The organism is Pseudomonas sp. SMSB3, from assembly GCF_052041965.1.
Lineage (GTDB): Bacteria > Pseudomonadota > Gammaproteobacteria > Pseudomonadales > Pseudomonadaceae > Aquipseudomonas.
Genome location: NZ_JBKGGV010000001.1, coordinates 533,538 through 559,339 on the forward strand (window position 1 = coordinate 533,538; position 25,802 = coordinate 559,339).

26 protein-coding genes and 1 pseudogene are annotated in these 25,802 nt (G+C 62.0%); 24 read left to right on the forward strand and 3 right to left on the reverse strand.

The window, feature by feature from the left end; all coding sequences use genetic code 11:
- Positions 1-70: 70 nt before the first annotated feature.
- Both ACLEJW_RS02430 and rpoS read left to right on the forward strand, forming a co-directional pair.
- The gene (locus tag ACLEJW_RS02430) at positions 71-925 is read left to right on the forward strand and encodes a peptidoglycan DD-metalloendopeptidase family protein (protein WP_313644659.1); all 855 of its coding nucleotides are present in this window, start codon (positions 71-73) and stop codon (positions 923-925) included.
- A gap of 107 nt (positions 926-1,032) precedes the next feature.
- Complete coding sequence (rpoS, locus tag ACLEJW_RS02435) at positions 1,033-2,040, forward strand: RNA polymerase sigma factor RpoS (protein WP_008099655.1); 1,008 nt, start codon at positions 1,033-1,035, stop codon at positions 2,038-2,040.
- Between the two features lie 507 nt (positions 2,041-2,547).
- Here rpoS and fdxA read toward each other — a convergent pair.
- Positions 2,548-2,871 (reverse strand): ferredoxin FdxA, encoded by a 324-nt coding sequence (fdxA, locus tag ACLEJW_RS02440; protein WP_145185797.1) that lies wholly within the window; start codon positions 2,869-2,871, stop codon positions 2,548-2,550.
- A 140-nt stretch (positions 2,872-3,011) separates the two neighbouring features.
- Positions 3,012-5,585 carry a DNA mismatch repair protein MutS gene (mutS, locus tag ACLEJW_RS02445; RefSeq protein ID WP_440776938.1) on the reverse strand — a complete coding sequence of 858 codons (2,574 nt, stop codon included), beginning with the start codon at positions 5,583-5,585 and terminating at the stop codon, positions 3,012-3,014.
- Between the two features lie 124 nt (positions 5,586-5,709).
- On the opposite strand from mutS, the gene ACLEJW_RS02450 reads away from it, so the two are divergent.
- The 22 genes and pseudogenes from ACLEJW_RS02450 to recX all read left to right on the forward strand — a co-directional run bounded on the left by ACLEJW_RS02450 (position 5,710) and on the right by recX (position 24,501).
- A complete protein-coding gene (locus ACLEJW_RS02450; RefSeq protein ID WP_145185803.1) occupies positions 5,710-6,447 on the forward strand; it encodes a LexA family transcriptional regulator in 738 nt (245 codons plus the stop codon).
- An 820-nt stretch (positions 6,448-7,267) separates the two neighbouring features.
- Positions 7,268-7,615, forward strand: a complete 348-nt coding sequence (locus ACLEJW_RS02455; protein WP_145185806.1) for a phage holin family protein — start codon at positions 7,268-7,270, stop codon at positions 7,613-7,615.
- A gap of 2 nt (positions 7,616-7,617) precedes the next feature.
- Entirely contained in the window at positions 7,618-8,115 is a 498-nt protein-coding gene (locus ACLEJW_RS02460; RefSeq protein ID WP_313455904.1) for a hypothetical protein, read from the forward strand.
- Positions 8,112-8,672 carry a phage baseplate assembly protein V gene (locus tag ACLEJW_RS02465; protein ID WP_440776939.1) on the forward strand — a complete coding sequence of 187 codons (561 nt, stop codon included), beginning with the start codon at positions 8,112-8,114 and terminating at the stop codon, positions 8,670-8,672. The genes ACLEJW_RS02460 and ACLEJW_RS02465 overlap by 4 nt, the downstream gene beginning before the upstream one ends.
- 69 nt (positions 8,673-8,741) lie before the next feature.
- Positions 8,742-9,068 (forward strand): GPW/gp25 family protein, encoded by a 327-nt coding sequence (locus ACLEJW_RS02470; RefSeq protein ID WP_145185814.1) that lies wholly within the window; start codon positions 8,742-8,744, stop codon positions 9,066-9,068.
- Entirely contained in the window at positions 9,065-9,946 is an 882-nt protein-coding gene (locus ACLEJW_RS02475; protein WP_440776940.1) for a baseplate assembly protein, read from the forward strand. The genes ACLEJW_RS02470 and ACLEJW_RS02475 overlap by 4 nt, the downstream gene beginning before the upstream one ends.
- 1 nt (position 9,947) lies before the next feature.
- A complete protein-coding gene (locus tag ACLEJW_RS02480; protein ID WP_313301043.1) occupies positions 9,948-10,556 on the forward strand; it encodes a phage tail protein I in 609 nt (202 codons plus the stop codon).
- Positions 10,549-11,346: pseudogene (locus ACLEJW_RS02485) on the forward strand (phage tail protein); the annotation flags it as partial. The gene ACLEJW_RS02480 and the pseudogene ACLEJW_RS02485, both read left to right, overlap by 8 nt.
- A 1,809-nt stretch (positions 11,347-13,155) precedes the next feature.
- The gene (locus ACLEJW_RS02490) at positions 13,156-14,010 is read left to right on the forward strand and encodes a phage tail protein (RefSeq protein ID WP_440776973.1); all 855 of its coding nucleotides are present in this window, start codon (positions 13,156-13,158) and stop codon (positions 14,008-14,010) included.
- A 7-nt stretch (positions 14,011-14,017) separates the two neighbouring features.
- Positions 14,018-14,713 carry a tail fiber assembly protein gene (locus tag ACLEJW_RS02495; protein WP_313455895.1) on the forward strand — a complete coding sequence of 232 codons (696 nt, stop codon included), beginning with the start codon at positions 14,018-14,020 and terminating at the stop codon, positions 14,711-14,713.
- A gap of 72 nt (positions 14,714-14,785) precedes the next feature.
- The gene (locus ACLEJW_RS02500; RefSeq protein WP_440776941.1) at positions 14,786-15,952 is read left to right on the forward strand and encodes a phage tail sheath subtilisin-like domain-containing protein; all 1,167 of its coding nucleotides are present in this window, start codon (positions 14,786-14,788) and stop codon (positions 15,950-15,952) included.
- A gap of 13 nt (positions 15,953-15,965) precedes the next feature.
- On the forward strand, positions 15,966-16,475 hold the full coding sequence (locus ACLEJW_RS02505; RefSeq protein WP_313301036.1) for a phage major tail tube protein: 510 nt from the start codon (positions 15,966-15,968) through the stop codon (positions 16,473-16,475).
- 10 nt (positions 16,476-16,485) lie between these two features.
- The gene (locus tag ACLEJW_RS02510) at positions 16,486-16,788 is read left to right on the forward strand and encodes a phage tail assembly protein (RefSeq protein WP_145185832.1); all 303 of its coding nucleotides are present in this window, start codon (positions 16,486-16,488) and stop codon (positions 16,786-16,788) included.
- A 125-nt stretch (positions 16,789-16,913) separates the two neighbouring features.
- Complete coding sequence (locus ACLEJW_RS02515) at positions 16,914-19,142, forward strand: hypothetical protein (protein ID WP_440776942.1); 2,229 nt, start codon at positions 16,914-16,916, stop codon at positions 19,140-19,142.
- A gap of 9 nt (positions 19,143-19,151) precedes the next feature.
- Complete coding sequence (locus ACLEJW_RS02520) at positions 19,152-19,997, forward strand: phage tail protein (RefSeq protein WP_440776943.1); 846 nt, start codon at positions 19,152-19,154, stop codon at positions 19,995-19,997.
- Complete coding sequence (locus ACLEJW_RS02525; RefSeq protein WP_313301028.1) at positions 19,972-20,178, forward strand: tail protein X; 207 nt, start codon at positions 19,972-19,974, stop codon at positions 20,176-20,178. The genes ACLEJW_RS02520 and ACLEJW_RS02525 overlap by 26 nt, the downstream gene beginning before the upstream one ends.
- A gap of 4 nt (positions 20,179-20,182) precedes the next feature.
- The gene (locus ACLEJW_RS02530) at positions 20,183-21,220 is read left to right on the forward strand and encodes a phage late control D family protein (protein WP_313646893.1); all 1,038 of its coding nucleotides are present in this window, start codon (positions 20,183-20,185) and stop codon (positions 21,218-21,220) included.
- A gap of 23 nt (positions 21,221-21,243) precedes the next feature.
- Complete coding sequence (locus ACLEJW_RS02535) at positions 21,244-21,792, forward strand: glycoside hydrolase family 19 protein (protein WP_145185847.1); 549 nt, start codon at positions 21,244-21,246, stop codon at positions 21,790-21,792.
- 20 nt (positions 21,793-21,812) lie between these two features.
- Positions 21,813-22,274 carry a lysis system i-spanin subunit Rz gene (locus ACLEJW_RS02540; RefSeq protein WP_313301053.1) on the forward strand — a complete coding sequence of 154 codons (462 nt, stop codon included), beginning with the start codon at positions 21,813-21,815 and terminating at the stop codon, positions 22,272-22,274.
- Between the two features lie 93 nt (positions 22,275-22,367).
- Positions 22,368-22,850, forward strand: a complete 483-nt coding sequence (locus ACLEJW_RS02545; protein ID WP_145185853.1) for a CinA family protein — start codon at positions 22,368-22,370, stop codon at positions 22,848-22,850.
- Between the two features lie 104 nt (positions 22,851-22,954).
- Positions 22,955-24,022 (forward strand): recombinase RecA, encoded by a 1,068-nt coding sequence (gene recA, locus ACLEJW_RS02550; protein ID WP_145185856.1) that lies wholly within the window; start codon positions 22,955-22,957, stop codon positions 24,020-24,022.
- A gap of 11 nt (positions 24,023-24,033) precedes the next feature.
- Positions 24,034-24,501, forward strand: coding sequence for a recombination regulator RecX (gene recX / locus ACLEJW_RS02555; RefSeq protein WP_145185859.1), 468 nt, complete (start codon positions 24,034-24,036; stop codon positions 24,499-24,501).
- 72 nt (positions 24,502-24,573) lie between these two features.
- Here the strand turns inward: recX and ACLEJW_RS02560 are convergent, their stop codons facing one another.
- Positions 24,574-25,692, reverse strand: coding sequence for an LOG family protein (locus ACLEJW_RS02560; RefSeq protein WP_313455874.1), 1,119 nt, complete (start codon positions 25,690-25,692; stop codon positions 24,574-24,576).
- Positions 25,693-25,802 lie beyond the last annotated feature (110 nt).

Sequence of the window (25,802 nt, forward strand, 5' to 3'; positions counted from 1 at the left end):
GGCTTGGTTATAATGCAACAATATTGCATTAGATCGTCTTTTCGTTTTCGGCACCATGAGGGGAGCGCGGGTGGGGCATACAGTCATTGGGCAGCGCAAAGATCGCTGGGCTTTCAAGCTTCTGGTGATTGTGTTCGCCATGGGTACGCTGCTTACAGGCTGCTCCAGCACAGGCTCCAGCGGCGCGCGCGTGGTCGACCGCAGCGCAACGCCCAAGCGCCCGACAGTGACTTCCGGTCAGTACATCGTCAAACCTGGCGACACCTTGTTCTCGATCGCCTTTCGCTATGGCTGGGATTACAAGGAGCTGGCTGCCCGCAATGGCATAGGTGCTCCATACACCATTCGTCCAGGCCAGGCGATTCGTTTCAGCAGCGGTTCGACCGGCACCACCACGGTCGTCTCCAGCCCATCGTCGTCGAGCAAGACCACGGTCACTCGTCGCCCGGCAGGAACGGCTATCGGCACCCCCGCCAGCGGCACGAAGCCGGCGTCAACTTCACCCGCAGCGCCTACTACGGTGGTTACCACGGTGCCCGCCGCAGAGCGGGCGGTGGGCGGTTGGACATGGCCTGCCAATGGGGTGCTGATTGGAAAATTCGCTTCAAACGGTAGTTTGAATAAAGGCATTGATATCGCCGGTGATTTGGGACAGCCTGTTTTTGCTGCGTCAGGTGGTACAGTGGTCTACGCCGGGAGTGGCTTGAGGGGCTACGGCGAACTGATCATCATCAAGCACAGCGATACCTACGTCAGTGCCTACGGTCACAACCGCAGGCTGTTGGTTCGGGAGGGGCAGCAGGTCAAAGCAGGGCAGTCGATTGCTGAAATGGGGTCCACGGGCACTGATCGGGTGAAGTTGCATTTCGAGATTCGCCGCCAGGGCAAACCCGTCGATCCGCTCCAGTTCCTGCCACGTCGTTGATCGTTGTACCCGCCTGTTCCTCGGACGTAGAGGGGACAGGCTTCTGCGCTGCCAGGGATCCAGGCGTCGCAAGAGTCTGAGTTCGAACTCAGCAAAGGACTATAACAATGGCTCTCAATAAAGAAGCGCCGGAGTTTGACATCGACGATGACGTCCTCCTGATGGAGACGGGCATCGTTTTGGAAACGGATGTGGTGTCAGACGAACCTGCTGTACCTTCGGTTCGGACCAGAGCCAAATCGGGCTCTTCGCTCAAGCAACACAAGTATATCGATTACAGTCGGGCGCTGGACGCCACGCAGCTGTACCTCAACGAAATCGGCTTCTCGCCGCTGCTTTCTCCCGAGGAGGAAGTGCATTTCGCCCGCTTGTCGCAGAAGGGTGATCCTGCCGGTCGCAAGCGCATGATCGAAAGCAACCTGCGCCTGGTAGTGAAAATCGCACGTCGCTACGTCAACCGCGGCCTGTCCCTGCTCGATCTGATCGAAGAAGGCAATTTGGGCCTGATCCGCGCAGTCGAAAAATTTGACCCCGAACGCGGTTTCCGCTTCTCGACCTATGCGACCTGGTGGATTCGCCAGACCATCGAGCGGGCGATCATGAACCAGACCCGCACCATCCGCCTACCGATTCACGTGGTCAAGGAACTGAACGTTTACCTGCGCGCAGCCCGCGAGCTGACTCAGAAGCTCGATCACGAGCCGTCTCCGGAAGAAATCGCCACACTGCTGGAAAAGCCCGTCGCCGAGGTCAAGCGCATGCTCGGCCTCAATGAACGCGTCTCTTCGGTGGATGTATCGCTCGGCCCGGACTCCGACAAGACGCTGCTCGACACCTTGACTGATGATCGCCCAACCGATCCCTGCGAGTTGCTGCAAGACGATGACCTGTCCCAGAGCATCGACCAGTGGCTGGGTGAGCTGACCGACAAGCAACGTGAGGTGGTAGTGCGCCGCTTCGGCCTGCGCGGGCATGAAAGCAGCACGTTGGAGGACGTAGGGCTTGAGATTGGCCTGACCCGTGAACGCGTGCGGCAGATCCAGGTCGAGGGCCTCAAGCGTCTGCGTGAGATCCTCGAGAAGAACGGCTTGTCCAGCGAGTCGCTGTTCCAATAGCGGTTTGTCTCGCAGCGCCAAACGCCCCGTACAGACGGGGCGTTGTTGTTTCTGGGATCTGAGCCTGTCATCGCGCGCTGTTGCGAGAGAACCGCGTACTGTGAACAGCGCTACCGCTGATGCATTGCATGTAAGCCATTGCTTACGAATGTTGTAAGCCATCAGTGTAACTAGCAGTAAATAAAAGCCGTTCCCATCTGTTAGATATTCGTATCATATTGAAAATGCTAGCTATTTTGGATATGTGGAAATGTGTTCCTGGCAATATCTTGTGAGATCTGTAGGTTTGCCAGCCACGGGGAACTCGCTAGTATTCGAACTGTGCACACGGACATGCACAGGCCTTCAGGGAGAAAGCCAGGGACATCGCACGACGCGATTTCATCAGGACGATGTTTGGGACAAGCAGGGACTACGGAAAAAATGTGGGCGGGTCAAACCGCCCCTTTTTTTTGCCTGCACGAAAAGGAAAAAGGCCCGTTGCGGGCCTTTTCTGTATCTGGGCGCTTAGCGCTGCAGGTCGGCAATCTTGCCTGGCTTGCCATCCCACTCTTCTGCGTCGGGCAGGGCGTCCTTACGCTCGGTGATGTTTGGCCAGATCTCAGCCAGCTCGGCATTAAGCTCGATGAAGTTTTCCATGCCAGCCGGAATCTCGTCTTCCGAGAAAATCGCCTGGGCTGGGCATTCAGGCTCGCACAGTGCGCAGTCGATGCACTCGTCCGGGTGAATCACCAGGAAGTTCGGGCCTTCGTAGAAGCAGTCCACCGGACAGACTTCCACGCAGTCGGTGTATTTGCATTTGATGCAGTTGTCGGTGACGACGAAGGTCATTTCTAGTTCTCTCCTCAGGCGACGGCGGCGGCCCTTCCTCTCGGGGCCGCGCGGTTTACGGGTAAGTGGCTGCAGGCCAGGCTAATAACCTGCAGCACCAGCAAACCGCGGCGGATTCTAACAGCTTGTTGTGGGCGCCGTTATAACAGGTTCTTTAGTTGATATAGCATTTCGATAGCTTGACGCGGGGTCATGTCATCGAGATTGAGCTTGCCCAAGGTGTCGATGGCGGGATGCGGCAGGCTGGCGAACAAGTCGCTTTGATGCGGTACCAGGGGCTCGTCCTTGGTTTTTTTGGTCACCGGTGCTTCACGGGGCAGGCTGGTGGTTTCCAGACGGCCCAGATGCTCGCGCGCGCGCAGGATCACCGCTGCCGGCACACCGGCCAGTTGCGCCACCGCCAGGCCGTAACTCTGGCTGGCAGGGCCAGGCAGCACGTGGTGCAGGAAGACGATGCGTTCGTCGTGTTCGGTGGCGTTGAGGTGCACGTTGGCTACCAGCGGCTCGCTCTCAGGCAGCACGGTGAGTTCGAAGTAGTGGGTGGCGAACAGCGTGTAGGCGCGCACCTGGGCCAAGCGCTCGGCAGCTGCCCAGGCCAGCGACAGACCGTCGAAGGTGCTGGTGCCGCGGCCGACTTCGTCCATCAGCACCAGGCTGCGATCGGTGGCATTGTGCAGGATGTTGGCGGTCTCGCTCATCTCGACCATGAACGTCGAGCGCCCGCCTGCCAAGTCATCGCTCGATCCGATCCGGGTGAAAATGCGATCGACCAGCGACAGCTCGCAGCTGGCAGCAGGCACGAAGCTGCCGATGTGTGCCAGCAGCACGATCAGTGCGGTCTGGCGCATGTACGTGGACTTACCGCCCATGTTCGGACCGGTGATGATCAGCATGCGCGTGCTGTTGTCCAGACTTAGGTCGTTGGCCACGAATGGCGTGGTCAGCACCTGCTCGACCACCGGGTGGCGGCCCTGCTCGATACGCAGGCATGGCTCATCGGTGAAGCGCGGGCAGTTCAGATCCAGGTTGAGCGCACGTTCGGCCAGGTTGCTCAGCACATCCAGCTCGGCCAGCGCGGCGGCACTGTCTTGCAGCGGCGCCAGATGACTGATGAGGGTTTCGAGCAGCGCATCGTAGAGCATCTTTTCCCGCGCCAGGGCACGGCTCTTGGCCGACAAGGCCTTGTCCTCGAAAGCCTTGAGCTCTGGCGTGATGAAGCGTTCGGCGCCTTTGAGGGTCTGGCGGCGAATGTAGTCGCCAGGCGCCTGTTCGGCCTGCTTGGTCGGCAGCTCGATGAAGTAGCCATGCACGCGGTTGTAGCCGACCTTGAGGTTGGCCAGGCCGGTGCGGGCTTTTTCTCGCGCTTCCAGGTCGATCAGGAATTGCCCGGCGTTCTCGCTGATCGCCAGTAGATCGTCCAGGTCGTTGTCGTAGCCAGCCTTGAGCACGCCGCCATCGCGGATGACCGCAGGCGGATTGTCGATGATGGCGCGCTCGAGCAGGCTGGCGAGCTCAGGGTAGGTGCCGGTGATGGCGGCCAGACGCGCCAGGTGCGGCGCCTCCAGTTCGGTCATGGCGTTCTGCAGCTCGGGCAGGGCACCCAAGGCATCGCGCAGCCGCGCCAGATCGCGCGGGCGGGCATTGCGCAGGCCGATACGCGCCAGGATGCGCTCGATGTCACCGATTTCCTTGAGCTGCGGCTGCAGTTTCTCGAAGCGATAGCCATCGAGCAGGCAGCGAATCGAGTCCTGGCGGGCCTGCAGCACCTTGAGGTCGCGCAACGGCCGATTCAGCCAACGGCTCAGCAAGCGGCTGGCCATCGCGGTCTGGCAGCGGTCGACGACCGATTGCAGGGTGTTGTCGCGGCCGCCGGCCAGGTTGATGTCCAGTTCCAGGTTGCGACGGCTGGCGCCGTCGAGGATCACTGTGTCGTCCAGGCGCTCGTGGCGCAGGCTGCGCAGATGCGGCAGGGCAGTGCGCTGGGTTTCCTTGGCATAAGTCAGCAGGCATCCGGCGGCGCCGATGGCCAGGGTCAGCTTGTCACAGCCAAAGCCCTTGAGGTCCTTGGTCGCAAACTGCTGGCATAGCGCTTTGCGTGCAGAGTCGCGGTCAAAGTCCCACGGCGCGCGGCGGCGTGCGCCGGGCCGTTTCTCGGCGGGCAGGTCGCGCGGCCAGTCGTCGGGGATCAGCAGCTCGACCGGGTTCAGCCGCTCGAGCTCGGCCAGCAGGCTTTCCCAGCCTTTGATTTCCTGCACGCTGAAGTTACCGCTGGTGATGTCCAGCACCGCCAGGCCGAACAGGCGCTCATCGCCCAACAGGGCGGCGATCAGGTTGTCGCGTCGTTCATCGAGCAGTGCTTCGTCACTGACCGTGCCTGGCGTGATGATCCTCACCACCTGCCGCTCGACCGGGCCCTTGCTGGTTGCCGGGTCGCCGATCTGCTCGCAGATCACCACCGATTCGCCCAGCTTGACCAGCTTGGCCAGGTAGCCCTCCAAGGAATGGAACGGAATTCCGCACATGGGGATGGACTGGCCGGCCGACTGACCGCGCGCGGTCAGCGTGATGTCCAGCAGTTTTGCGGCTTTCTTCGCATCTTCGTAGAAGATTTCGTAGAAGTCGCCCATGCGGTAGAACATCAGCTGGTCCGGGTGCTGGTTCTTCAGCTTCCAGTACTGCTGCATCATTGGAGTGTGTGCGGAAAGATCAGACATTCAGGGCCTTACAGGGGGGATCTGGTTGGCGATTTCGAAACCGGCAATGGTACAGGCTTTTTGCCGCGGATGCAGGCGCGCAGACGTATTGCATTTGCTGACGCAACTCTGCATTATGCACGTTATGCAAAAACGCAACGTAGCCTCCGTCCTCAGAGCATTGCTCGATCGCCACGGCCTGTCGCCGACAGAGCTGCACCGGCGTACGGGTATCCCTCAATCCACGCTGTCGCGCATCTTGAGCGGCAAGATCGTCGACCCTTCGGATAAACATGTCTCGAAGATCGCCGACTATTTCGCTGTCAGTACCGAGCAGTTGCGCGGGCGCGCCGAACTGGGCGAATCGCGCGAGCCTGCAGCGCAGGTCCAAGGTCATGCGCATCTCAGCGACATCAGCCTGTGGGACGACGAAACCCCCGTCGAGGATGACGAGGTGTCGGTACCCTTTCTTCGCGAGGTTGAATTGGCAGCTGGATCAGGAAGATTCGTCATCGAAGAAAGCGAGCGTGCACGGTTGCGCTTCGGCAAACGGAGCCTGCGTCATAACGGGGTGCAATTCGACCAGGCCAAGTGCGTCACGGTGCGCGGCAACAGCATGCTGCCGGTGCTGCGCGATGGCGCAACGGTTGGGGTCAATACCGGCAAGTGCTCGATCGGCGACATCATCGATGGCGACCTGTATGCGATCAATCACAATGGCCAATTGCGTGTGAAGCAGGTTTATCGTTTGCCCACTGGCATTCGCCTGCGCAGTTTCAATCGCGACGAACACCCTGATGAAGACTACAGCTTCCAGCAAATGCAGGACGAGCAGATCAGTCTGCTTGGCCATGTGTTCTGGTGGGGGATGTACGCCCGTTGATCCTGTGTTGATGCCAGTTGGTTGGGGGGTATGGGCATCAGGGTATGGCTTGACATATTGGGCGTCTGGGCGATCGAGCGCCGCCCGCGCGGCGCATCGCGAGCTGCGCTCGCTCCTACCGTTTGTTTCAGGCCAATAACGTTTGTGACAGGCGCCGCGACCGCTTTGTTAGTACGACGCGATATCGCGCCATGCGCCAAGGCGTACGCGCGCAAATCGCACAGGATAATTGGCCGCAAACAAACGTAGGAGCGAGCAGAGCTCGCGATGCGCCGCGCGGGCGGCGCTCGATCGCGCAGGCGCTGCACAGCCCAAGGCGAACCTACTTACCCCCTAAAAGTAACCGTCATCACCCGCCAAGGCGGGTTTTTTTTCGTCCCCAGAAAACTCCTACAAACCGCGGTGTGCATAGCCTGCATGCATATCAGTAAAATAAAACGCATAGAAACATGAAAAAATGCATTGACTGCATATGCATGAGTGCATAGCCTGTGTCTCAAGCCGGACAGAAACCGGTTGTTACACAGGCAGCGATGGACAGGCCTCAACTGTCCAGAGGGTTGGCAACTGGCCCGGGTGTGCAGCGTAAAGCACCACGATCAGTTATCTGGCGGGCAGGCAGCCGCGGTCGGAGTCATCAATTTGAAGCGTAACCGCGCGGCGTCACCAGTCGTGGCCGGCGGTTGAACCACGCATTACTGAAAAGCCTGGCAAGCCGGGCTTTTTGGAATGCCGAGTTGCTGCACGCAGACAGTCGTGCCAATACCCCCACCACCTGCCTGCAGGCCACCCCAGCAGGCATCACACAGGAGACAGGACAGTGACGACCGAGCAACAAGCGTTACTGGAGATGCCGCTCTGGCTGGTAATCGTCCTGGCATTGCTGGGCGGCCTGAGCGGTGAAATGTGGCGAGCCGACGAGGCCGGCGCCACCGGTTGGTCGCTGCTGCGCAGGCTGGCGCTGCGCTCAGGGGCCTGCATGGCCTGCGGCGTATCGACAGTGATGTTGCTGTATGCCGGCGGCGTGTCGATCTGGGCGGCCAGTGCACTGGGCTGCATGACCGCCGTTGGCGGTGCCGACGTGGCCATGCGGCTTTATGAGCGCTGGGCGATCCGCCGCCTGGGGCTGCGTGACAACGCGGCTGACGACGAACGAAAAGGAGTATGAGCATGAGTGAATTGGCCACCTTGCACACCGCAGTGACCGCCACCATTCGCGAGGCGATTCCTGAGCTGGCATCGGTTGATGCCTACACAGCTGTAGGAAGCGCCCCTGAACGCCCGGCCTTGCGCCATGGCATCGTGCGCATGACGGCCGATGCGGCGCCGCGTGATGGGCGTTCGGTACTGATTGCCACATTCGAGGCCGACATCAGCGCCGACAGTGCCAACCCTGAAGCACGCTTGCAGGGCAGCCTGCTCGCTGCACAGTTGATGGACCTGCTGCGCCAGCAGCATTGGGCGCTGGACTTCGTCGAGGCCAGCCGCAACGTGCAGGCGCAATTCGAAGGCAGCGCCTGGACCGTGCGCTGGGACCAGCCGGTGCTGCTTGGCGATGCGCGCTGGAGCTGGCCGGATCAACCCCCGGGCAGTTTGGTGCTGGGCTTTGCGCCGGACATCGGCTTGGGCAATGAAACGCACTACGTCGCTCCCGAGGCGCTGTCATGAGCTACGTCAGCGCCATGCACGACCGCATGTTGGCGTGCATGGTGATTCCGTGCCGGGTGGTGGCGGTGGACCTCGCCGCCGCCAGGGTGCGGGTCTCCGATGGCAGCGGCTGGACCAGCGCCTGGCTGCGCTGGCATGCCCAGGCTGCAGGCCCGGCACGGCATTGGCGAGCGCCCGGTCTGGGCGAGCAGGGCGTGCTGCTCAGCCCCAGTGGAGAGCCGGCCCAGGGCACCTTTCTGCCGGGCCTGTATGGCACTGCAGGCAACGCGCCGGACAACCGCGAGCACGTCGAAGTCTGGCGTTTTGCCGATGGCGGGTCGCTCAGCTACGACTGGCAGGCCAGCCACTATGCCATCCAGCTGCCCGGCGGCAGCGCCACCATTACCGTCGGCGCCAGCACCGTGCAGGTCAGCGACGCTGCAATCAGCCTGCAGGCGGCGGCGATCAGCCTTGCCGGCAAGGTCGCCATCGACGGGCCGCTGCAGGTCAGCGGCGATATCCATGGCGCGGGGCGGATCGTCGACACGGCCGGAAACACCGCTAATCACAAACATTGAAACGAGCCCGTAAGGGCTCTTTTTTCATCAGGAGAGTGCCATGCATAGCCATGACCCAGGAGGCGCACCATGATCGGCATGGACCGCCGTACCGGCCAGCCCCTGGCCGGCATCGAGCATCTGCGCCAGTCCATCGAAGACATTCTCACCACGCCGCTGGGCAGCCGGCGCATGCGACCAGACTATGGCAGCCAGTTGCGCCGTTTCGTCGACCTGCCCGTCACCGACGGCTGGAAAAGCGCCGTGCAGGCTGAGGTAGCGCGTGCGCTGGGCCGCTGGGAGCCGCGTTTGCAACTGCAACGCGTCAAGGTCGTCGCCGTGCTCGATGGCCAGGTCAGTCTGGCCCTGAGCGGCCGTTACCTGGGTGATCAAGCGCTCATGGAGGTGAGCGTATGAGCCAGGTCGACCTGTCGAATCTACCGGCCCCGCAGTTGCTCGAGGACGTGGATTTCGAAACCCTGTATGCGGCCGATCTGCAGACCTTTCGCCAGTACCTGGGCGAGGCCTGGACGGCCGATCTGGAAAGCGACCCGGTGACCAAGCTGCTCGAGGTCGGCGCCTATCGCAAACTGCTCAATCGGGCACGTATCAACGATGCAGCCAAGGCCTTGCTGCTGGCCTACGCCCAGGGCACCGATCTTGACCAACTGGCCGCCAACGTCAGCGTGCGGCGCCTGGTGATTCAGGCCGAAGACCTGACCCGCGTGCCGCCGGTGCCGGCCATGCTGGAATCCGACGATGCCCTGCGCGAGCGCGTGCAGTTGGTCTATGAAGGCCTGACCACCGCAGGTCCGCGCAACAGTTACATCCTGCATGCCCGCAACGCTTCGGGGCAGGTGGCTGACGCCACCGCCGAAAGCCCGTCGCCGGCAGTGGTGGATGTCACCGTGCTGGGCCTGGAGGGCGACGGCCAGGCCAGTGCCGAACTGCTGGCCCAGGTCGCCGCCTACCTTAACGATGACGACATCCGCCCGGTTGCCGACCGCCTCAATGTGCGCAGTGCTCAGGTCCTGCCTTACCGCATCGACGCCGTGCTGTACCTGGCCGACAACGGCCCTGAATACGAGGCGATCCTGGCCGAATGTCAGCGCCGTCTGCAGGCCTGGATCAACCCGCGTCGCCGACTGGGCGTGGAGGTATCGCGTTCGGGCATCGATGCGCAGTTGCACATCGACGGGGTCAGCCGCGTCGAACTCAGCGGCTGGAGCGACATCCGCCCGAGCAAGGCCCAGGCGGCCTGGTGCGAAGGCTTCACCCTCAAGCGGGGTAGCTGACATGCAAAGCCTGCTGCCCCTCAACCGCACCGCGCTGGAGCGCGCCATCGAAGCGGCCGCCGACGAAGATCTCAAGGCCAGCCTGCGCTTGCTCTACAACCCCGACGACTGCCCGGCGCACCTGCTGTATCACCTCGCCTGGGCCTGGTCGGTGGACCGCTGGGAAGACAGCTGGAGCGAGGAGATCAAGCGCTCGGTGATTCGCTCGGCGTTTTTCGTACATGCGCACAAGGGCACCATCGGGGCGCTGCGCCGAGTGGTGGAGCCGTTTGGCTATCTGATTGAAACCGTCGAGTGGTGGCGGATGGCGCCACAAGGCCTACCAGGGACCTTCGCGTTAACGGTTGGTGTGTCGACTACCGGGATCAGTGAAGACACTTACCGTGAACTCTCAGCCTTGCTCGATGACGCCCGGCCGGTGAGTCGGCACATGGTGGGCCTGCAAATCAGCCTGCAGGCAGCAGGCCGTTTTTATCTGGGCGTGAGTTTGAGCGAGGGTGACACCTTGGAGGTATATCCCCCCGCACTGCTCGACATTCGGGTCATCGGCGTCATCGGACGCGGTGGCCGGGAAACGACTATCGACACTTTGGAAATTGCACATGGTTGACCAGAACACGCAGTTCTACGCAATTCTCACGAACGTGGGCGCCGCCAAGCAAGCCAATGCTGATGCCTTGGGCGTTGCCTGGAATATCACTCAAATGGGTGTAGGCGACGGCAACGGAGGTGATCCTACGCCCGATTCCAACCAAACGCGCTTGATCAACGAGTGGCGCAGAGCGCCGCTCAATCAGCTAAAAGTGGACGATAATAATCCAGCAATCATCGTGGCTGAACAAGTCATCCCCGCTGATGTTGGCGGCAAGTGGATTCGTGAGATTGGTCTTTACGACGAAGCAGGCGACCTGATTGCAGTAGCAAACTGCGCCCCTACTTATAAACCGAAGCTTTCGCAGGGCTCAGGTCGTACCCAAGTATTACGCATGAGTCTGGTAGTGAGTAACGCCGCTTCCATTAGCCTGAAAATTGATCCCAGCGTCGTGTTGGCAACTCGGGAGTGGATAACCGAAGAGTTGGCTCGTCAAGATTTCAAACATTCCGTGCTGGCCGCCACTACGGCTGGCATCAACTTAAGTGGCCTTCAAACCATCGACGGTGTAGCACTAAGCGCCGGCGCTCGCGTACTGGTGAAGAACCAAGCTACGGCCAAGGAAAACGGTCTTTATACCGTAGTGTCCGGAGGTGCTTGGACACGTAGTGCCGATGCCAACACTAACGCCAAGGTGACACCTGGATTACTGGTATTGATTGAAAAAGGTGCGGTCAACGGTGACAGCGCTTGGCAGCTGGTAACGGATGGTCCGATCAGCCTGGGAGTAACCGGGCTCACTTTTGAAATGGCTTTCGGGCGCACTGGAGTTGCTGCCGCTACATACCGGAGCGTGCAAGTCGATAAGTACGGACGTGTGGTGGCGGCGACCAACCCGACAACAGTCGCGGGGTATGGCCTGACAGACGTCTTCACTAAAGCGGAGACTTATAGCCGGGCTGAGATCACGCAAGCGATTAGTGGTGCCGTTGCCAGTGCTGTATCCGGCTTAGTGGATGCTGCCCCAAGCGCACTGGATACATTAAAGGAACTGGCCGCTGCGATAGGCAACGATCCAAACTTCGCCACCACGATGGTTAACGAGTTGGCGAAGAAAGCGACGTTAGCGTCGCCGAAATTTTCAGGGGCGCCTGAAGTACCAACGCCTTCCCCCGCCAGTACCGGCTTGCAAGTGGCGAACATGAGCGCACTGGCGACTGCAGTATCGACGGCCTCCCGGCATTTCAAAACGGCGATCATCGGCGTCGGCGGCAATTTGACGTTAACCGCCGCACAGACCGGCAATGCTGTGCAGTTCAATACAGGCCCGGTTACCTTGACGCTACCAGCAGTCGCAGACGTCGGTAATGGAGCGTCGGTGATGTTGCGCAATCCATCGGCTGGCGCAACGCAGACGATTGTCGTGGCCTCAGGTGGTTCAATCGTAGACGCTGGAACGACCTCCTCCAGCCTTGCGCTAAAACCGTTCGAATGGGCCGAGCTGGCTTCTTCGGGCGCCGCTTGGTTCGTGGTTGCGCGGGGCAAGTTGAAAGAGACTGCTGAGTTGGATTCGCCGAGTTTCATTGGCGCTCCTACTGCGCCTACACCACCTGTAGGCATCAACACGACCCAGCTTGCCACGATGGCTGCTGTACAGGCTGCACTGCAGGCGTTTGGGTTAGGAACGACCATCGGCGTTGGCGTTAATGATTTCAATACGGTTGATCAAACCGGCATGTACAGAGCTGAAGGTACAGCGTTCAACTCGCCTTTTCCTGCTGCCTCGATGACGCTGCTGCATCTTCAGTTCAATCAGACAGGCTGCTTCCAACTTGCCGCCAGTTGCAGCAGCAACATTGGCAACGCACGCCTGTTTTGGCGGACCAAGGCGGCAGGGGTGTGGAGCCAATGGCAGCAGGTAGGACGCTTGGAGTCGCCTTCGCTGACGGGCACACCTACTGCCCCGACTGCTGCCCTGGGTACCAACTCCGCGCAAATCGCCACGATGGCCGCTCTGATGCAGGCAATCGCTGCATCCAAGCGCAGTTACGGTGGAAACGTGATTGGGGTAGGGGCAGATATCGGCTTGTCTGGGTCGCAGACCGGTAGCGCCTTCAACGTGACCGCACCAGTAACCTTGACTTTGCCCCCCGCTAGTGAGGCCGGTTCGGGGGGAACGTATGTGGTCCGTAATGTCAGCGCAGGGGTAGTGACCATCCATGCACCGACGGGAGGCAAGATCTTTGAGAAGAACAACACCGTCACGTCTGCTTTGTTGCAAACTGGCGAATGGATGGAATTACAGGCGTCAACCACGAACTACTTCATCAATCAGCGCGGTACGCTGAATGAGATAGGTAAAGTCGTATCCGATGCGATGTCGTCATTTGGCATAGGTGGTTACAATGTCAAATCGGGTATCGACATCAATACCCTAACCCAAGGCGGTATCGCCTATTGCATCAACCCCATTAACAGTCCAGTGGGGACCTCAGGGCAGTCATCTGCCAACGGTTACTTGCTGTCGTTCCAATATATGGATGGCAGCACGTACTGCGCACAGATGTTCATCCCCTCACTGGTGGGTGCTGCGCTGGACACGGTTTATTTCCGACGCATGGCGGCGGGAAATTGGGGCAATTGGAAAAGCCTGGCGAGTACTGACTCGCCAGGTTTCACAGGCGAAGCTTCATTCAGCGGAGATAATATTCAGCGATTCATCCATGCTGCCGGGAATTACGGCGTTATCCAGCGCGTGGACAATTCCAACTATTACATTCTGCTCACCGACGCCGGCAATGCGACGGGCAATTTCAATAGTCTTCGCCCTTTCCAGATCAATATGGCGACTGGCGCTGTCATCATGAGCCAGGGTGCCTCGGTGTTATCGCCACCCGATGATGACAATAGCTCTCGCGCAGCCTCAACGTTGTGGGTCAACAAGAAAGTCCAGATGGCCGCCCTGGTCGGGCAAGTCGCTCATTTTGCGCGCAGCACGCCGCCGGCAGGATGGCTTAAGCGCAATGGCGCCTTGGTATCTCGCACTACCTACTCGGCTTTGTTTGCCGTTATTGGCACTCAGTTCGGCGCCGGCGACGGTGCTACTACGTTCAACTTGCCTGATGACCGGGAGCTTATTGATCGTGCGTGGTCGGACGGGCTCAATGCGGCTGATGCCGGGCGCACACTTTTTTCATCTCAAGTTGGCCAGAACGAATCGCATACCCATGCCGGTATCGCCAACAGCGGCGGGGCGCATTCGCATACCACTACATTCATCCGAGAGCGCATAACCGCAGGGTTCGTGACGGAGGGGGGCAACGCGGTCTTCGGCGACCAACTCAGCGACGGTACGCAAAATCTGACCACTTCGGTTTCAGGAAACCACACCCACACCCTCACCATCAACCCAAGCGGTGGCAACGAGGTACGCATGGCTAACCGAGCCTATCTGGCCTGCATCAAGTACTGAGGAAACCATGACTGATATATGTGAAGAAGCTCTTGGCACGTCTGCCCTTGAAACCCAATCGGAACCTGTGCCTTGGTGGCTTGAGCCGGGTATCGAACCTCCTACGTTGTGCAACGTCCATCGCGAGACCGGGGAATATCTCTGCGTTTCACAGGCTGATCCAAGCCCGTTAGAACCCGGTGTATGGCTGTTTCCTGCCTTTAGCCACCGAGTTGCCCCACCCCAGGTGCGCGAGCACTTCGCCTCGATACTCGATCTGGAAAGCCAAGAATGGCGGTGGGCGCGTGATCACCGCGGCGCCACCGTATACAGCACTGATGACGGTACGCCGCGACGATGGGAGCATCTAGGTGAATTGCCTGACGGCTACACCACGAAAGCACCGACGTCGGCGTTCGACCATTGGGTAGTCGATCAATGGGTAACCGATGAGGTCTTGCGCGCCAAAGCAGCCCGTCAGGTTGCCTACAGCAGACAAGCGTTGAGCGATCAGTACGCCTTGGCGCGCATCAGCACCCTGCAGGATGCCACTGATCTTGGAGTAGCCACGGAGGCAGATAACTCCGCATTAGAGGCTTGGAAGCTGTATCGAGTGGAATTGAATCGCTTGAGCATCGCCTCATTGGCGCCCAACGATTTGCGATGGCCATCAAGTCCCAATGATGAAGCTTTGGCAGTCTGGCTTGGCGGACAGATTCGCTAAGCCCCGCCTAACACCTCGTTCATATCATACGGCCCCGCACGCGGGGCCTTCTCACATCTGGAGATTGGCTTTATGAGTGGTTTTTTTCATGGCGTTACCGTGACCAACGTCAATAACGGATCCCGCAACATCGCTTTGCCCTCGTCTTCGATCATCGGACTTGTGGACACATTTGAGCCCCGTGCTGATGTAACAGCTGGTGTTGATGATCTGGTCCTCATTACCAGCGAACGCGATGCCGTTAATGCATTTGGCGCTGAAGCAGCGATAACCAAAGCTTGTCGGGCCATTTATGTACGCAGCAAAGCGGTTATCGTAGCTTGTGGTGTCCAGAAGCACGATGACCCTGCGGAACAAGCTTCGGCGATCATCGGCGGCGTCCTGGCTGATGGTAAGCGCACTGGCCTTCAAGCGTTGCTCGACGGGAAAAGCCGTTTCAATGCGCAGCCCCGCTTGCTGATCACACCTGGCTACAGCTCTATCCAAGCCGTTGGCACTGCCCTCATTACGCTGGCTGACAAACTGCGAGGTGTTGCGATTCTCGATGGACCCCGCACGACGGACGATGCAGCGCTTGCCTATGCAGCAGGCTTCGGCGCCAAGCGCGCCTTCCTGGTCGACCCAGGCGTGCGGTACTGGGACAACGCTGAAGAGGCCACCGTCGATGCACCGGCCTCGGCCTGGGTCGCAGGCCTGTTCGCCTGGACCGACAGCGAGTACGGCTTCTGGGCCTCGCCGTCGAACAAAGAGTTCGTCGGTATTACCGGGACCACCCGCCCTGTGGAGTTCCTCGATGGCGACGACAGCTGCCGCGCCAACCTGCTGAACAACGCCAACATCGCCACCATCATCCGCGACGACGGTTTCCGCCTGTGGGGCAACCGCACCTTGTCCAGCGACCCGAAATGGGCCTTCGTCACCCGCGTGCGCACCCTGGACATCGTCATGGACGCCATCCTCTACGGCCACAAATGGGCCGTCGACCGCGCCATCACCGCCACCTACGTCAAGGACGTCACCGAGGGCCTGCAAGCGTTCATGCGCGACCTCAAGAACCAGGGCGCGATCATCAACTTCGAGGTGTTCGCCGACACCGAGCTGAACACCGCCAGCCAACTGGACCAGGGCAAGGTGTACTGGAACATTCGTTTCACCGACGTGCCGCCTGCCGAAAACCCCAATTTCCGCGTTGAAGTCACTAACCAGTGGCTGACCGAAGTTCTCGATTCCGCCGCTTGAGGAGCGCAACCACATGGCAATGATCCCCGAAACCCTGGCCAACCTGAACCTGTTCGTCGACGGCGTCAGCTTCCAGGGCGATGTACCGAGCCTGACCCTGCCCAAACTCACCCTGAAGATGGAAGAGCACCGTCCTGGTGGCATGGACATGCCCGTGGAAATGGACTTGGGCATGGAAAAACAGGAAGCGGCCTTCACCACCAGCGGTGTGCGCCGCGAAGCGCTGAAGTTTTTCGGCCTGGCCGATGGCAGTGGCTTCAACGGCACCTTCCGCGGTGCCTTCAAAGGCCTCAAAGGCAAGATCAACCCAGTGGTGGTCACCCTGCGCGGCACCCTCAAGGAGATCGACATGGGCGACTGGAAATCCGGTGACAAGGCCGAGATCAAGCACAGCGTCGGGCTCAGCTACTACAAGCTCGAAGTCGATGGCCGGGTGATCTACGAGATCGATGCGTTGGGCATGCGCCGGGTCATCGACGGCGTCGACCAGTTGGCCAGCCAGCGTGCGGCACTGGGTTTGTGAGGAGATGAACATGGCTCAAGCGAAGCAACAACCGCAGTGGCTGACCCTCGGCGCCGACCGCGTGACCGTGCGCCTGTCGCGTCCCAGCCAGGCCAATGGCGTGCAGGTCGACAGCCTGTCATTGCGCGCCCCGACCGTGCGCGATATTCGCAGTGCCCAGGCCGGTGCGGGCGGTGATGACGAAACCCGTGAACTGAACCTGTTCGCCTCCCTGGCCGAAGTCGGCATCAAGGACCTCGAGGCCCTGGCACTGAAAGACTACAGCCGTTTGCAAAACGGCTATTTTCGCCTGGTGCAGGACGACGAACTTTGATCCGGCTCGGCAAAAGGCCGCTGCAAGGCGGCTGGCCAAGGAGCTGAACTTTTCCGCGAGCGAAATCATGACCATGTCGTACAGCGACATGGTCTGGTGGCTCGCGCCGTGACCAGGAGAAACCCATGGCGAACACACTGGTGTTCCCGCTCGGGCTCGGCGTCACCCTGATCAACCCGCTAGGCCATGCCATCGCGCTGCTGCGCCGGGATGTCGAACGCTTGCGCAGGCAAGCCGAGGGCACCCGGCTCGGCAGGCTGATCGGCGAGGTGGCGCACTTGGGGGTAGCGCTCGGCAAGCTGGACCAGGTCGAACAAGCGGCGGATCCAGAGCGCCAGCCGCACGAGCAGACGCAGGTCAAGCCACTGCGTGAACAGCTCACGCAAATCGAACGCCTACGTCAGCATTATCAGAGGCTGGACCGCGTCATTGCCGGTCTGGCGCAACTCAAACCGTTGCACGCACGGCTTACAGTGGAGGTCTGGCGCGCGTATGCAACGTCAGCCTCTGCCCAGGCCGCCACTGCCACTACCACGGTCGCTGCCGCCCACGCAGCTGCGCCGGCGGCGGTCGCCACGCAGCCCGCTGCCTTGCCAGCGCTGCTGGGGCGAGGAGCGGTTGCCGTCGCGGGGCTTGGCCTTGCCACCTATGGCGTGCGTAGAGGTGCGCGTCATGTGCTCGAGCGGCAACCCGTCGCCACCCAGCGACGCATGGCCAGGGTGGCAGGTGCAAGCTGGCGCACCCACCGCGTCGACGCCCTTGGCAAGGCGGCCAAGGCTTTATTGGAAGGAGAGGACGGCCAGGCGCGAGCCCAAGGCGTCGGCGCTGCGGCCGGTGAAATCGGTGGCAGCGTGCTGGGGGCCGCGCTGCCCTTGTTGAGCAGGAATCGCTTCGCCCGAAGACACGGCGCCACCCTTGGCGCCCATCTTGGCGAGGCGCTTGGAACCCGAACGGCGCGGATGTTGTACGGCTGGGTAACCGCGCCCGTCGATGTGCAGCCCAATCCTCAGGGCGTGCCTGTCGATGATGTTGCAACCGCTGCCGATGCAATGCCCAGCGCTGCGCCAGCGCCGCAGCGATCAGCCACCTCGACCGGGGCGGCTGCGGGTGTGGTCGCCGGTGCCCTGACCGTGGCGGGGGTTGCCGCTTACCGCAAAGGGCAAGGCCTGCCGCGCAACACGCGCCGACGCCTGTCCAAGGTCACCCGTGAACAGTGGCAGGCGCACCGCGTCGATACGCTGGGCAAGGTCGGCAAGGCGTCGATCACCGCAGAGGATGGCGAAGAGCGTGCGCAGGGCGTGGGCGCTGCGCTGGGCGAGATGGCCGGGCGACTGTTGGGCGCCGCGTTGCCACGCCTGACCAAGAGCCGCGCGGCCCGGAAATACGGTGCCGACGTCGGTGCGTATCTAGGCGAAGCGCTGGGCGGCCTGGGCGGTGCGGGCCTGTTCAAATTGGCCACTGCGCCGGCCAGCACGCCTGCGCCCTCACAGCAGGACGAACAGGGTGCTGCTGAGCCAGGCATCGCCAGTCAGGCGGCGCCGCAAGCACGCGTGGCGCCGCCCGCTGTTCAACAGCCCGCGGCCGAAAGCGCTCTGGCTCAGGAGGCGCTGGCCCTGGCCGGCTCGGTGGTTCCAGGCGCAGGCGGTGTGCTCAAGCGGGTCCCTCTCGCTGCTGTAGTGGGCACCTCCCTAGAGGTGCTCGATACCTATGACAGCGACGCCCCACGCGCTGAGAAAATCGAACGTTACGCCAGTGCTGGCGGCGGTCTGAGTGGCAGCTTGGCCGGTGCAGCGGCGGGTGCGGCGATTGGCTCGGCGGTGCTGCCGGTAATCGGCACGGCCCTGGGCGGCATCGTCGGCGGGGTGTTGGGCAGCATGGGCGGTGAAGCCGCTGGCAGCTGGTTGGGCCGGGCGGTGGCCGTACACGGTGGTGAGCCTTCGGCGGTGACCCAACAGCGATCCGGCACGCCAACGCCGGCGCTGCCGATCCCCGTCGATAGCGGTCGTCTGCCCGCGTCAAGCGCTAGCGCAACTTCCACTGCCACACCCCATGCAAGCGCAACCGCCACGGCCATAACGCAGGCCGATGCACGCGCAGTCGGCAGCGCCGCTGCAGGTACGGACGCGCTACCTGCCTATGCGCCGGCACTGCCTGCCAGCAATCAGTCACTGCCGACCCACCCGCCCACCATCAACCAGCAATTCACCTTCACCGCCAACATGCCGGTGACCTTCAACAACAGTCTCGATGATCCAGGCACCGTGCAGCAACTGGAGGCGACGGTCCGGCGGGTGCTCGATGAGCTCATGCGCCAGGCGCGCTCGGTGCAGATGGTCGATCAACCACAGCCATGAGGAGGTGCCATGACTTACCTGGAACAGCTGCAGGGCGGCTTGCATGCGCTGGTCAGGGCAGGCGAGGAGGGGCGTCGGCGTGCCGATGCCATGCTCGGCCCGATGAACCAGGCCGTCGGCCATGTCCGCGAGGCCGCCAGCGAACTTGAGGCACTGCCTTGGATCGGGCCACAAATCGGTCAGCGTTTGCAACGCACCCTGCGCGCCATCGACGCGGCCAAGCAGCGTGTCGACCGCGTGATCGGCAAGTACGACCAGACCGTGGAAGTGGTGCGCAAGGTACGCGACCGGGTCAATGTCTTTGCCGAGCATTTGGGCAAGGTCGGCGCGGCCATGAGGCGGGTGCTCGGCGATGCCCGTGCGGTGGCCAACGGCGCGCTCTCGGCGCTGGGCTTGGCGCCGCTGGCAACACCTGTCGCCGAGGCCGTCACGCCGTATGCGCACCTGTTGGTGCTGCAGCCGCTGGCCGCCAACGCGGCGCCGTATTACTTCAACCTCGACACCGCCGCCTTCGACCAGTTGCGCCGGCAAACCCGCTTTCGCTGGGCCGGGCAAGAGCGTCTGAGCCGGGAAAATGCGCAGCAAGCGGTCAGCCTGGGCGAAGAAACCATCACCCTGCGCGGCGCCATATTCCCCGGTTTCAAAGGGGGCTTGGGTCAACTGCAGGCGCTGCGCGGCGTCGGCCGCCAGCTGTTGCCCCTGACCCTGACCACCGGCTACGGCGAGGTACTGGGCACCTGGTGCCTGACCAGCATCGAAGAAGAGCAGGGTGCCCTGCTGGCTGGCGGCATTCCCCGTAAACAAGGTTTCACACTGGAGTTCGTCAGTTATGGACAAGACCTGCAAGACGTCTGAGGGCGATCTGCTCGACACCCTCTGCCACCACTACTACGGCCACCTGGACGGTAGCGTCGAGGCTGTGCTGCAAGCCAATCAGGGCCTGGCTGACCAAGCGCAGCCGTTTCGCGCCGGCGTGAGCATCCGCTTACCGGTCATGGCGCGGGCGCAGGCCAACGTCGTGCAGCTGTGGGACTGAGGCCATGCGACCGCAATTTCGCATTCACGCCAACGGCCGCGAAATCACCGCGCTGATCAACGACCGCTTGTTGCTGCTGCGCACCACCGACAAACCGGGCATGCAATCGGATGACTTTGAACTGCGCATCGATGCCCGCGACGCGGTGCTGGCACTGCCCGCCCGCGGCGCGCTGATCGAGCTGCACATGGGCTACGCCGACCAGTCGCTGACCCGCCTGGGGCGCTATACGGTCGATGAGGTCGAACTCTCGGGCCCGCCCGACACGTTGGTGATCCGTGGCAAGGCCAGCGACCTGCGCGGCACGGGCAGAAGCATCCGCAGCGGCAGCTGGGAGGCGCAGCCGCTGCAACGCATCGTCAACGACATCGCCGCGCGCAATGGCTGGCAGGCGGCTTGCCCGGTCCTGACGCCGGTGCCACGGATCGATCAGCTCAATGAGTCGGATTTCAACTTCATCACCCGCCTGGCGCGTCAGTACGACTGTACCGCCAAGCTCGCTGAGGGCCGCTTGCTGGTGCTGCCGCGCCAGGGCGGGCAAAGCGCCAGCGGTCAGCCGCTGGATGTGCTGGTCATCGAGCATAGCGCTGTGAGTCAGTGGCACCTGCGGCTGGACGACAAAGCGGCGCGCCGCGCTGTGCGGACTCGTCATCAGGACCCTGCCAGCGGCGAATGCAAAACGGTCGAACTGCTCGATGAGGCGGCGGCCGAAGGCCAGCGCCCAGTGCACACCGACCCTCATCTGTATCCCAACCGCGCAGCCGCCGAGCAGGCCGCACGGGCGCGTCTGGCCAGCTTCAATCGCGACACCGCCCAGTTGCGCCTGGTCATGCCGGGACGCACCGACCTGTTCGCCGAACGCAGCATCGACTTGCAAGGGTTCGTTGCCGGCGTGGACGGGCAGTACCAGATCGACTCGGTCGAGCAACTGTTCACCGGCTCGGGCTGGACCACTACCGTGCAAGCCAACGGCGGCAAAGCCGGCAAGGCCAACGCCAAAGGCGCAGCCCAAACGGGCCAGGCGGTGATCAAAGCCCGTTGAGCGGGCCATGAAGGAGTAACCCCATGCTAAGCGAAACGCAATTGCTGCAGATTCTGCCGAACGCCCGCCCCGTCGCGGGCGTTTTCGTGGCTGCACTCAACGCCACATTGCCGCGTTGGGAGATCGACAACCCCAGGCGCGTGGCAGCCTTCATCGCCCAGGTCGGTCATGAGTCCGCCCAGTTCCGTTACCTCAAGGAGCTGGGCAGCGACCGTTACCTGGCGCGCTACGATACAGGCCCGCTGGCCGTGCGGCTGGGCAATACACCGCAAGCCGATGGCGATGGTCAGCGCTATTGCGGGCGTGGCCTGATCCAGGTCACCGGGCGCAACAACTACCAGGCCTGCAGCCGCGCGCTGTTCGGCGACGAACGCCTGCTCGCGCAACCGCAATTGCTCGAGCAGCCGCGCTGGGCCTGTGAGTCAGCGGCCTGGTTCTGGCATTCGCGCGGGCTCAATGCCCTGGCGGACCAAGGCGCGTTCAACCGCATCACGCGGCACATCAACGGCGGTCTCAACGGCCTGGAGGAGCGCCTGAAACTGTGGGCACGGGCTCGCGAGGTGCTGTGTTGAGCCGCGTGCACGCTGGCCTGATGGCGCTTTTGCTGGGCGTTTGCGTGGCCCTCACCTGGCGCCTGCAGGATTGGCGCTACGGACAGCGGCTGGCGCAGCAGGCCCAGGCCCAGGCCGCTGCCCAGGCAGCCCGCCTGGGTGCCGACCAGACCCAGCGCGAGGCCCTCGCGCAACGCCTGCAAGACAGCGAAACCCGTCATTTCAAGGAGCTCGCCGATGCGCAACAGACTCAGGCTCGCCTGCGTGATCGCCTGGCTACTGCCGATCTGCGCCTGTCGGTCCTGGTCGACCGCAGCGCCCTCTGCAGTGCAGTGCCTGCCGCCACCGCCACCACCGGCCTGGATCATGCAACCGTACGTGCCGGACTTGAGCCGGCGCATGCTCGACGCATTATCGCCATCACCGATGAAGGCGACCGCGGACTGATCGCGCTGCGCGCCTGCCAGGCGTATGTGCAGCAGGTGAGTGGCGTCAGGCACTGACTGCAGCTGCAGCACGCTGGCGGCTATCCCCCTTCCTGCACACTGATGCTACGGTGTCTGCACCCACCCCAGGACCAGCCCAAGGAACCGTCCATGGACCCGATTACCGTCCTTTCCACCCGTCTGGGCGCGCATCTGCGCGAGCGCGATGCCCAGGTAACCACCGCCGAATCCTGCACCGGCGGTGGGATCGCCGAGGCCATTACCCGTGTGCCGGGCAGTTCGGCCTGGTTCGAGGCAGGCTACGTGACCTATTCCAATGCGCAGAAGACCCGCCAGTTGCAGGTACCGCACGCGCTATTCGCCGAGGTGGGCGCGGTCAGCCGCGAGGTGGTCGAAGCCATGGCCCGCGGCGCCCAGGCCGCCAGCGGCGCACGTTTTGCCGTGGCGGTCAGCGGCGTTGCCGGGCCCGATGGTGGCTCGCCCGCCAAGCCGGTGGGCACGGTCTGGCTGGCCTGGGCCGATGGCCCGCAGGTGCATGCCGAGCGCCGGCACTTCGACGGTGACCGCGAGGCGGTGCGACGGCAGACGGTGATCGCGGCATTAGAAGGCTTGTTACACCTGGGCATCGAGTAAATCGACGACAGGGGTTTGCTCGCGCGCCTGCCTGTGGAATAATACTGGCTACTTATACAGGTATTCCCGGCCATCAGGGCCAAGTCGAACACGTGAGGATTTCAATGGACGACAACAAGAAGCGCGCCTTGGCTGCGGCCCTGGGTCAAATCGAACGCCAATTCGGTAAAGGCGCTGTCATGCGCATGGGTGACCATGAGCGTCAGGCCATCCCTGCCATCTCCACCGGCTCGTTGGGCCTGGACATTGCTTTGGGTATTGGCGGTTTGCCTAAAGGCCGTATCGTGGAAATCTACGGTCCGGAATCTTCGGGTAAAACCACGCTGACCCTGTCGGTCATCGCCGAAGCCCAGAAGAGCGGCGCCACCTGCGCCTTCGTCGACGCCGAGCACGCCCTCGATCCAGAGTACGCCGGCAAGCTGGGCGTCAACGTCGACGATCTGCTGGTGTCGCAGCCGGACACTGGCGAACAGGCACTGGAAATCACCGACATGCTGGTGCGCTCCAACGCTGTCGATGTGATCATCGTCGACTCCGTGGCCGCCCTGGTGCCCAAGGCGGAAATCGAAGGCGAGATGGGCGACATGCACGTCGGCCTGCAGGCCCGCCTGATGTCCCAGGCGCTGCGCAAGATCACTGGTAACATCAAGAACGCCAACTGCCTGGTCATCTTCATCAACCAGATCCGTATGAAGATCGGCGTTATGTTCGGCAGCCCGGAAACCACCACCGGTGGTAACGCGCTGAAGTTCTATGCCTCGGTTCGTCTGGACATCCGTCGTACCGGCGCGGTGAAAGAAGGCGACGAGGTGGTGGGTAGCGAAACCCGTGTCAAAATCGTCAAGAACAAGGTCTCGCCGCCGTTCCGTCAGGCCGAGTTCCAGATTCTTTACGGCAAAGGCATCTACCGCAATGGCGAGATCATCGACCTGGGCGTGGCTCAGGGCCTGGTCGAGAAATCCGGCGCCTGGTACAGCTACCAAGGCAACAAAATTGGCCAAGGTAAAGCCAACGCGGCCAAGTACCTGCAGGAAAACCCGGCCATCGGCACAGAGATCGAGCGCCAGATTCGCGAGAAGCTGCTGAACTCGGGCGCCGTCGCTGCTGCAGGCAAAGCTGCTGCCGCTGAGGCAGGAGCCGAAGACAAGGCTGACGCCGAAGCCGGCGTCTGATAGCTGTTGGTATGTCCGTCGTCCTCGACACTCCCGTCGCTGTCCGGCGGACCGCCATGGACCTGCTCGCGCGACGCGAGCATGGTCGCGTCGAGCTGACCCGCAAGCTGCGTCAGCGTGGCGCCCCGGACGAGTTGATCGAGCCTGCGCTCGATCGGCTGGCCGAGGAGGGGCTGCTTAGCGAGGCGCGCTATCTGGAAAGCTTCATTCGCTATCGCGCCAACGCTGGGTATGGTCCAGCGCGCATTCGCGAAGAGCTTGGTCAGCGGGGTCTGGATCGCGCTGACATCGCACAGGCGCTGACTGAAAGCGGCTTGGATTGGGCTGCGCTGTTACGAGAAACGTGGCAGCGCAAGTTCGCTGGGCAGTACCCGCACGATCCCAAGAGCCGCGCTCAGCAAACCCGGTTTCTGGCCTATCGTGGCTTCCCTATGGATTTAATCGGGCGGCTGCTCAGCGGCCGCGATCTAGACGATTAGCCAGACGACGCGTCAGTAAATGGCCCCAATGCCGTTCACACGGCATGGGGCCATTTTTTTGCCTGCGCAATCTCAGCTGGCTTTCAGCGCCTCACGCGCCCGCTGGGTGCTGTGCGTGGGCTCGCGGTTAGCCCAGTTCTCCGAAAGGTTGATGAAGTCGATCAACTCCCGCAAACGCCCCTGATCGCGGCCGGTGAAGGCAAAGGTCAGTCGGGTCAGGTGGCTATAGCTGCCGGTTTCGTGTTCTGCGCCACTGTCGGCGTGTTGCTGGAAATGCCCACTCAAGCGCAGGTCGGCGAAGTTTTCTTCGATATCGACGAGTGCGGCTTCGCTGAGCCGGTGCTGCATGCGGATCACGAACTGATTGTTCAGCCAGCGGCTGGAATGGTAGTTGCGGTAGAACTGATTGATTTCCTCGACCGCGTCGTCGGCGCTGTGGACCAGCCGTACCAGCTTCAGGTCGCTCGGGAGAATGTAGCGATTCTCTTCCAGTTGGCGGCTGATAAAGGCCAGACAATCCTGCCAGAATGTGCCGCCTGGCGAATCCAGCAGCACCACGGGCACCAGCGGGCTTTTGCCGGTCTGGATCAGCGTCAGCACTTCAAGGGCTTCATCCAGCGTGCCAAAGCCGCCTGGGCAGAGCACCAGGGCATCGGCCTCCTTGACGAAAAACAGTTTGCGAATGAAGAAGAAATGAAACGGCAGCAGGCGGTCGGTGCCATCGACCGTGGCATTGGCATGCTGCTCGAAGGGCAGGGTGATATTGAACCCCAGGCTATGATCGCTGCCAGCGCCCTCGTGGGCGGCGGCCATGATCCCGCCCCCGGCGCCGGTGATGACCATCAGCTCGGCGTGCGCCAAGGCCGCGCCAAGCTCGCGCGCCAACGCGTACATCGGGTGCTCCATGGGGGTGCGCGCTGAGCCGAACACGGTGACCTTGCGCCGCCCGCGGTAACGTTGCAGGGTGCGGAACGCATGGTCCAGCTCGCGCAGGGCCTGCAGGGTGATCTTGGCGCTCCAGCGGTCGCTGTCATCGTGTGCCATGCGCAGCACCGTCAGCAGCATATCGCGGTACAACGGCAGGTTCGGGCTGCCGGGGGCCACCAGTTGCAGCTGTTGATCGACCGCCGCCAGGTCGATGCCGTGCTCTTTGAAATGATTGAACAAGTGTTCGTTCGATTGATGGGGCATTAAGCGTCTCCTTCTGCAGCAAAACCTCTGACCGAGCCGATGGTGGGGCTCGGCCGCGACACTGCATGTGTCGCTGGCTGCCTGGCCCGAGTAGGCGTCTCGAGCAGTGC

What these genes read in the sequence shown, in the direction of transcription:
- rpoS (WP_008099655.1), top strand. Translation starts at nt 1,033, where the DNA reads ATGGCTCTCAATAAAGAAGCGCCGGAGTTTGACATCGACGATGACGTC.
- fdxA (WP_145185797.1), bottom strand. Translation starts at nt 2,871, where the DNA reads ATGACCTTCGTCGTCACCGACAACTGCATCAAATGCAAATACACCGAC.
- mutS (WP_440776938.1), bottom strand. Translation starts at nt 5,585, where the DNA reads ATGTCTGATCTTTCCGCACACACTCCAATGATGCAGCAGTACTGGAAG.
- ACLEJW_RS02450 (WP_145185803.1), top strand. Translation starts at nt 5,710, where the DNA reads ATGCAAAAACGCAACGTAGCCTCCGTCCTCAGAGCATTGCTCGATCGC.
- ACLEJW_RS02460 (WP_313455904.1), top strand. Translation starts at nt 7,618, where the DNA reads ATGAGTGAATTGGCCACCTTGCACACCGCAGTGACCGCCACCATTCGC.
- ACLEJW_RS02465 (WP_440776939.1), top strand. Translation starts at nt 8,112, where the DNA reads ATGAGCTACGTCAGCGCCATGCACGACCGCATGTTGGCGTGCATGGTG.
- ACLEJW_RS02470 (WP_145185814.1), top strand. Translation starts at nt 8,742, where the DNA reads ATGATCGGCATGGACCGCCGTACCGGCCAGCCCCTGGCCGGCATCGAG.
- ACLEJW_RS02475 (WP_440776940.1), top strand. Translation starts at nt 9,065, where the DNA reads ATGAGCCAGGTCGACCTGTCGAATCTACCGGCCCCGCAGTTGCTCGAG.
- ACLEJW_RS02480 (WP_313301043.1), top strand. Translation starts at nt 9,948, where the DNA reads ATGCAAAGCCTGCTGCCCCTCAACCGCACCGCGCTGGAGCGCGCCATC.
- ACLEJW_RS02490 (WP_440776973.1), top strand. Translation starts at nt 13,156, where the DNA reads ATGGCGGCGGGAAATTGGGGCAATTGGAAAAGCCTGGCGAGTACTGAC.
- ACLEJW_RS02495 (WP_313455895.1), top strand. Translation starts at nt 14,018, where the DNA reads ATGACTGATATATGTGAAGAAGCTCTTGGCACGTCTGCCCTTGAAACC.
- ACLEJW_RS02500 (WP_440776941.1), top strand. Translation starts at nt 14,786, where the DNA reads ATGAGTGGTTTTTTTCATGGCGTTACCGTGACCAACGTCAATAACGGA.
- ACLEJW_RS02505 (WP_313301036.1), top strand. Translation starts at nt 15,966, where the DNA reads ATGGCAATGATCCCCGAAACCCTGGCCAACCTGAACCTGTTCGTCGAC.
- ACLEJW_RS02510 (WP_145185832.1), top strand. Translation starts at nt 16,486, where the DNA reads ATGGCTCAAGCGAAGCAACAACCGCAGTGGCTGACCCTCGGCGCCGAC.
- ACLEJW_RS02515 (WP_440776942.1), top strand. Translation starts at nt 16,914, where the DNA reads ATGGCGAACACACTGGTGTTCCCGCTCGGGCTCGGCGTCACCCTGATC.
- ACLEJW_RS02520 (WP_440776943.1), top strand. Translation starts at nt 19,152, where the DNA reads ATGACTTACCTGGAACAGCTGCAGGGCGGCTTGCATGCGCTGGTCAGG.
- ACLEJW_RS02525 (WP_313301028.1), top strand. Translation starts at nt 19,972, where the DNA reads ATGGACAAGACCTGCAAGACGTCTGAGGGCGATCTGCTCGACACCCTC.
- ACLEJW_RS02530 (WP_313646893.1), top strand. Translation starts at nt 20,183, where the DNA reads ATGCGACCGCAATTTCGCATTCACGCCAACGGCCGCGAAATCACCGCG.
- ACLEJW_RS02535 (WP_145185847.1), top strand. Translation starts at nt 21,244, where the DNA reads ATGCTAAGCGAAACGCAATTGCTGCAGATTCTGCCGAACGCCCGCCCC.
- ACLEJW_RS02540 (WP_313301053.1), top strand. Translation starts at nt 21,813, where the DNA reads ATGGCGCTTTTGCTGGGCGTTTGCGTGGCCCTCACCTGGCGCCTGCAG.
- ACLEJW_RS02545 (WP_145185853.1), top strand. Translation starts at nt 22,368, where the DNA reads ATGGACCCGATTACCGTCCTTTCCACCCGTCTGGGCGCGCATCTGCGC.
- recA (WP_145185856.1), top strand. Translation starts at nt 22,955, where the DNA reads ATGGACGACAACAAGAAGCGCGCCTTGGCTGCGGCCCTGGGTCAAATC.
- recX (WP_145185859.1), top strand. Translation starts at nt 24,034, where the DNA reads ATGTCCGTCGTCCTCGACACTCCCGTCGCTGTCCGGCGGACCGCCATG.
- ACLEJW_RS02560 (WP_313455874.1), bottom strand. Translation starts at nt 25,692, where the DNA reads ATGCCCCATCAATCGAACGAACACTTGTTCAATCATTTCAAAGAGCAC.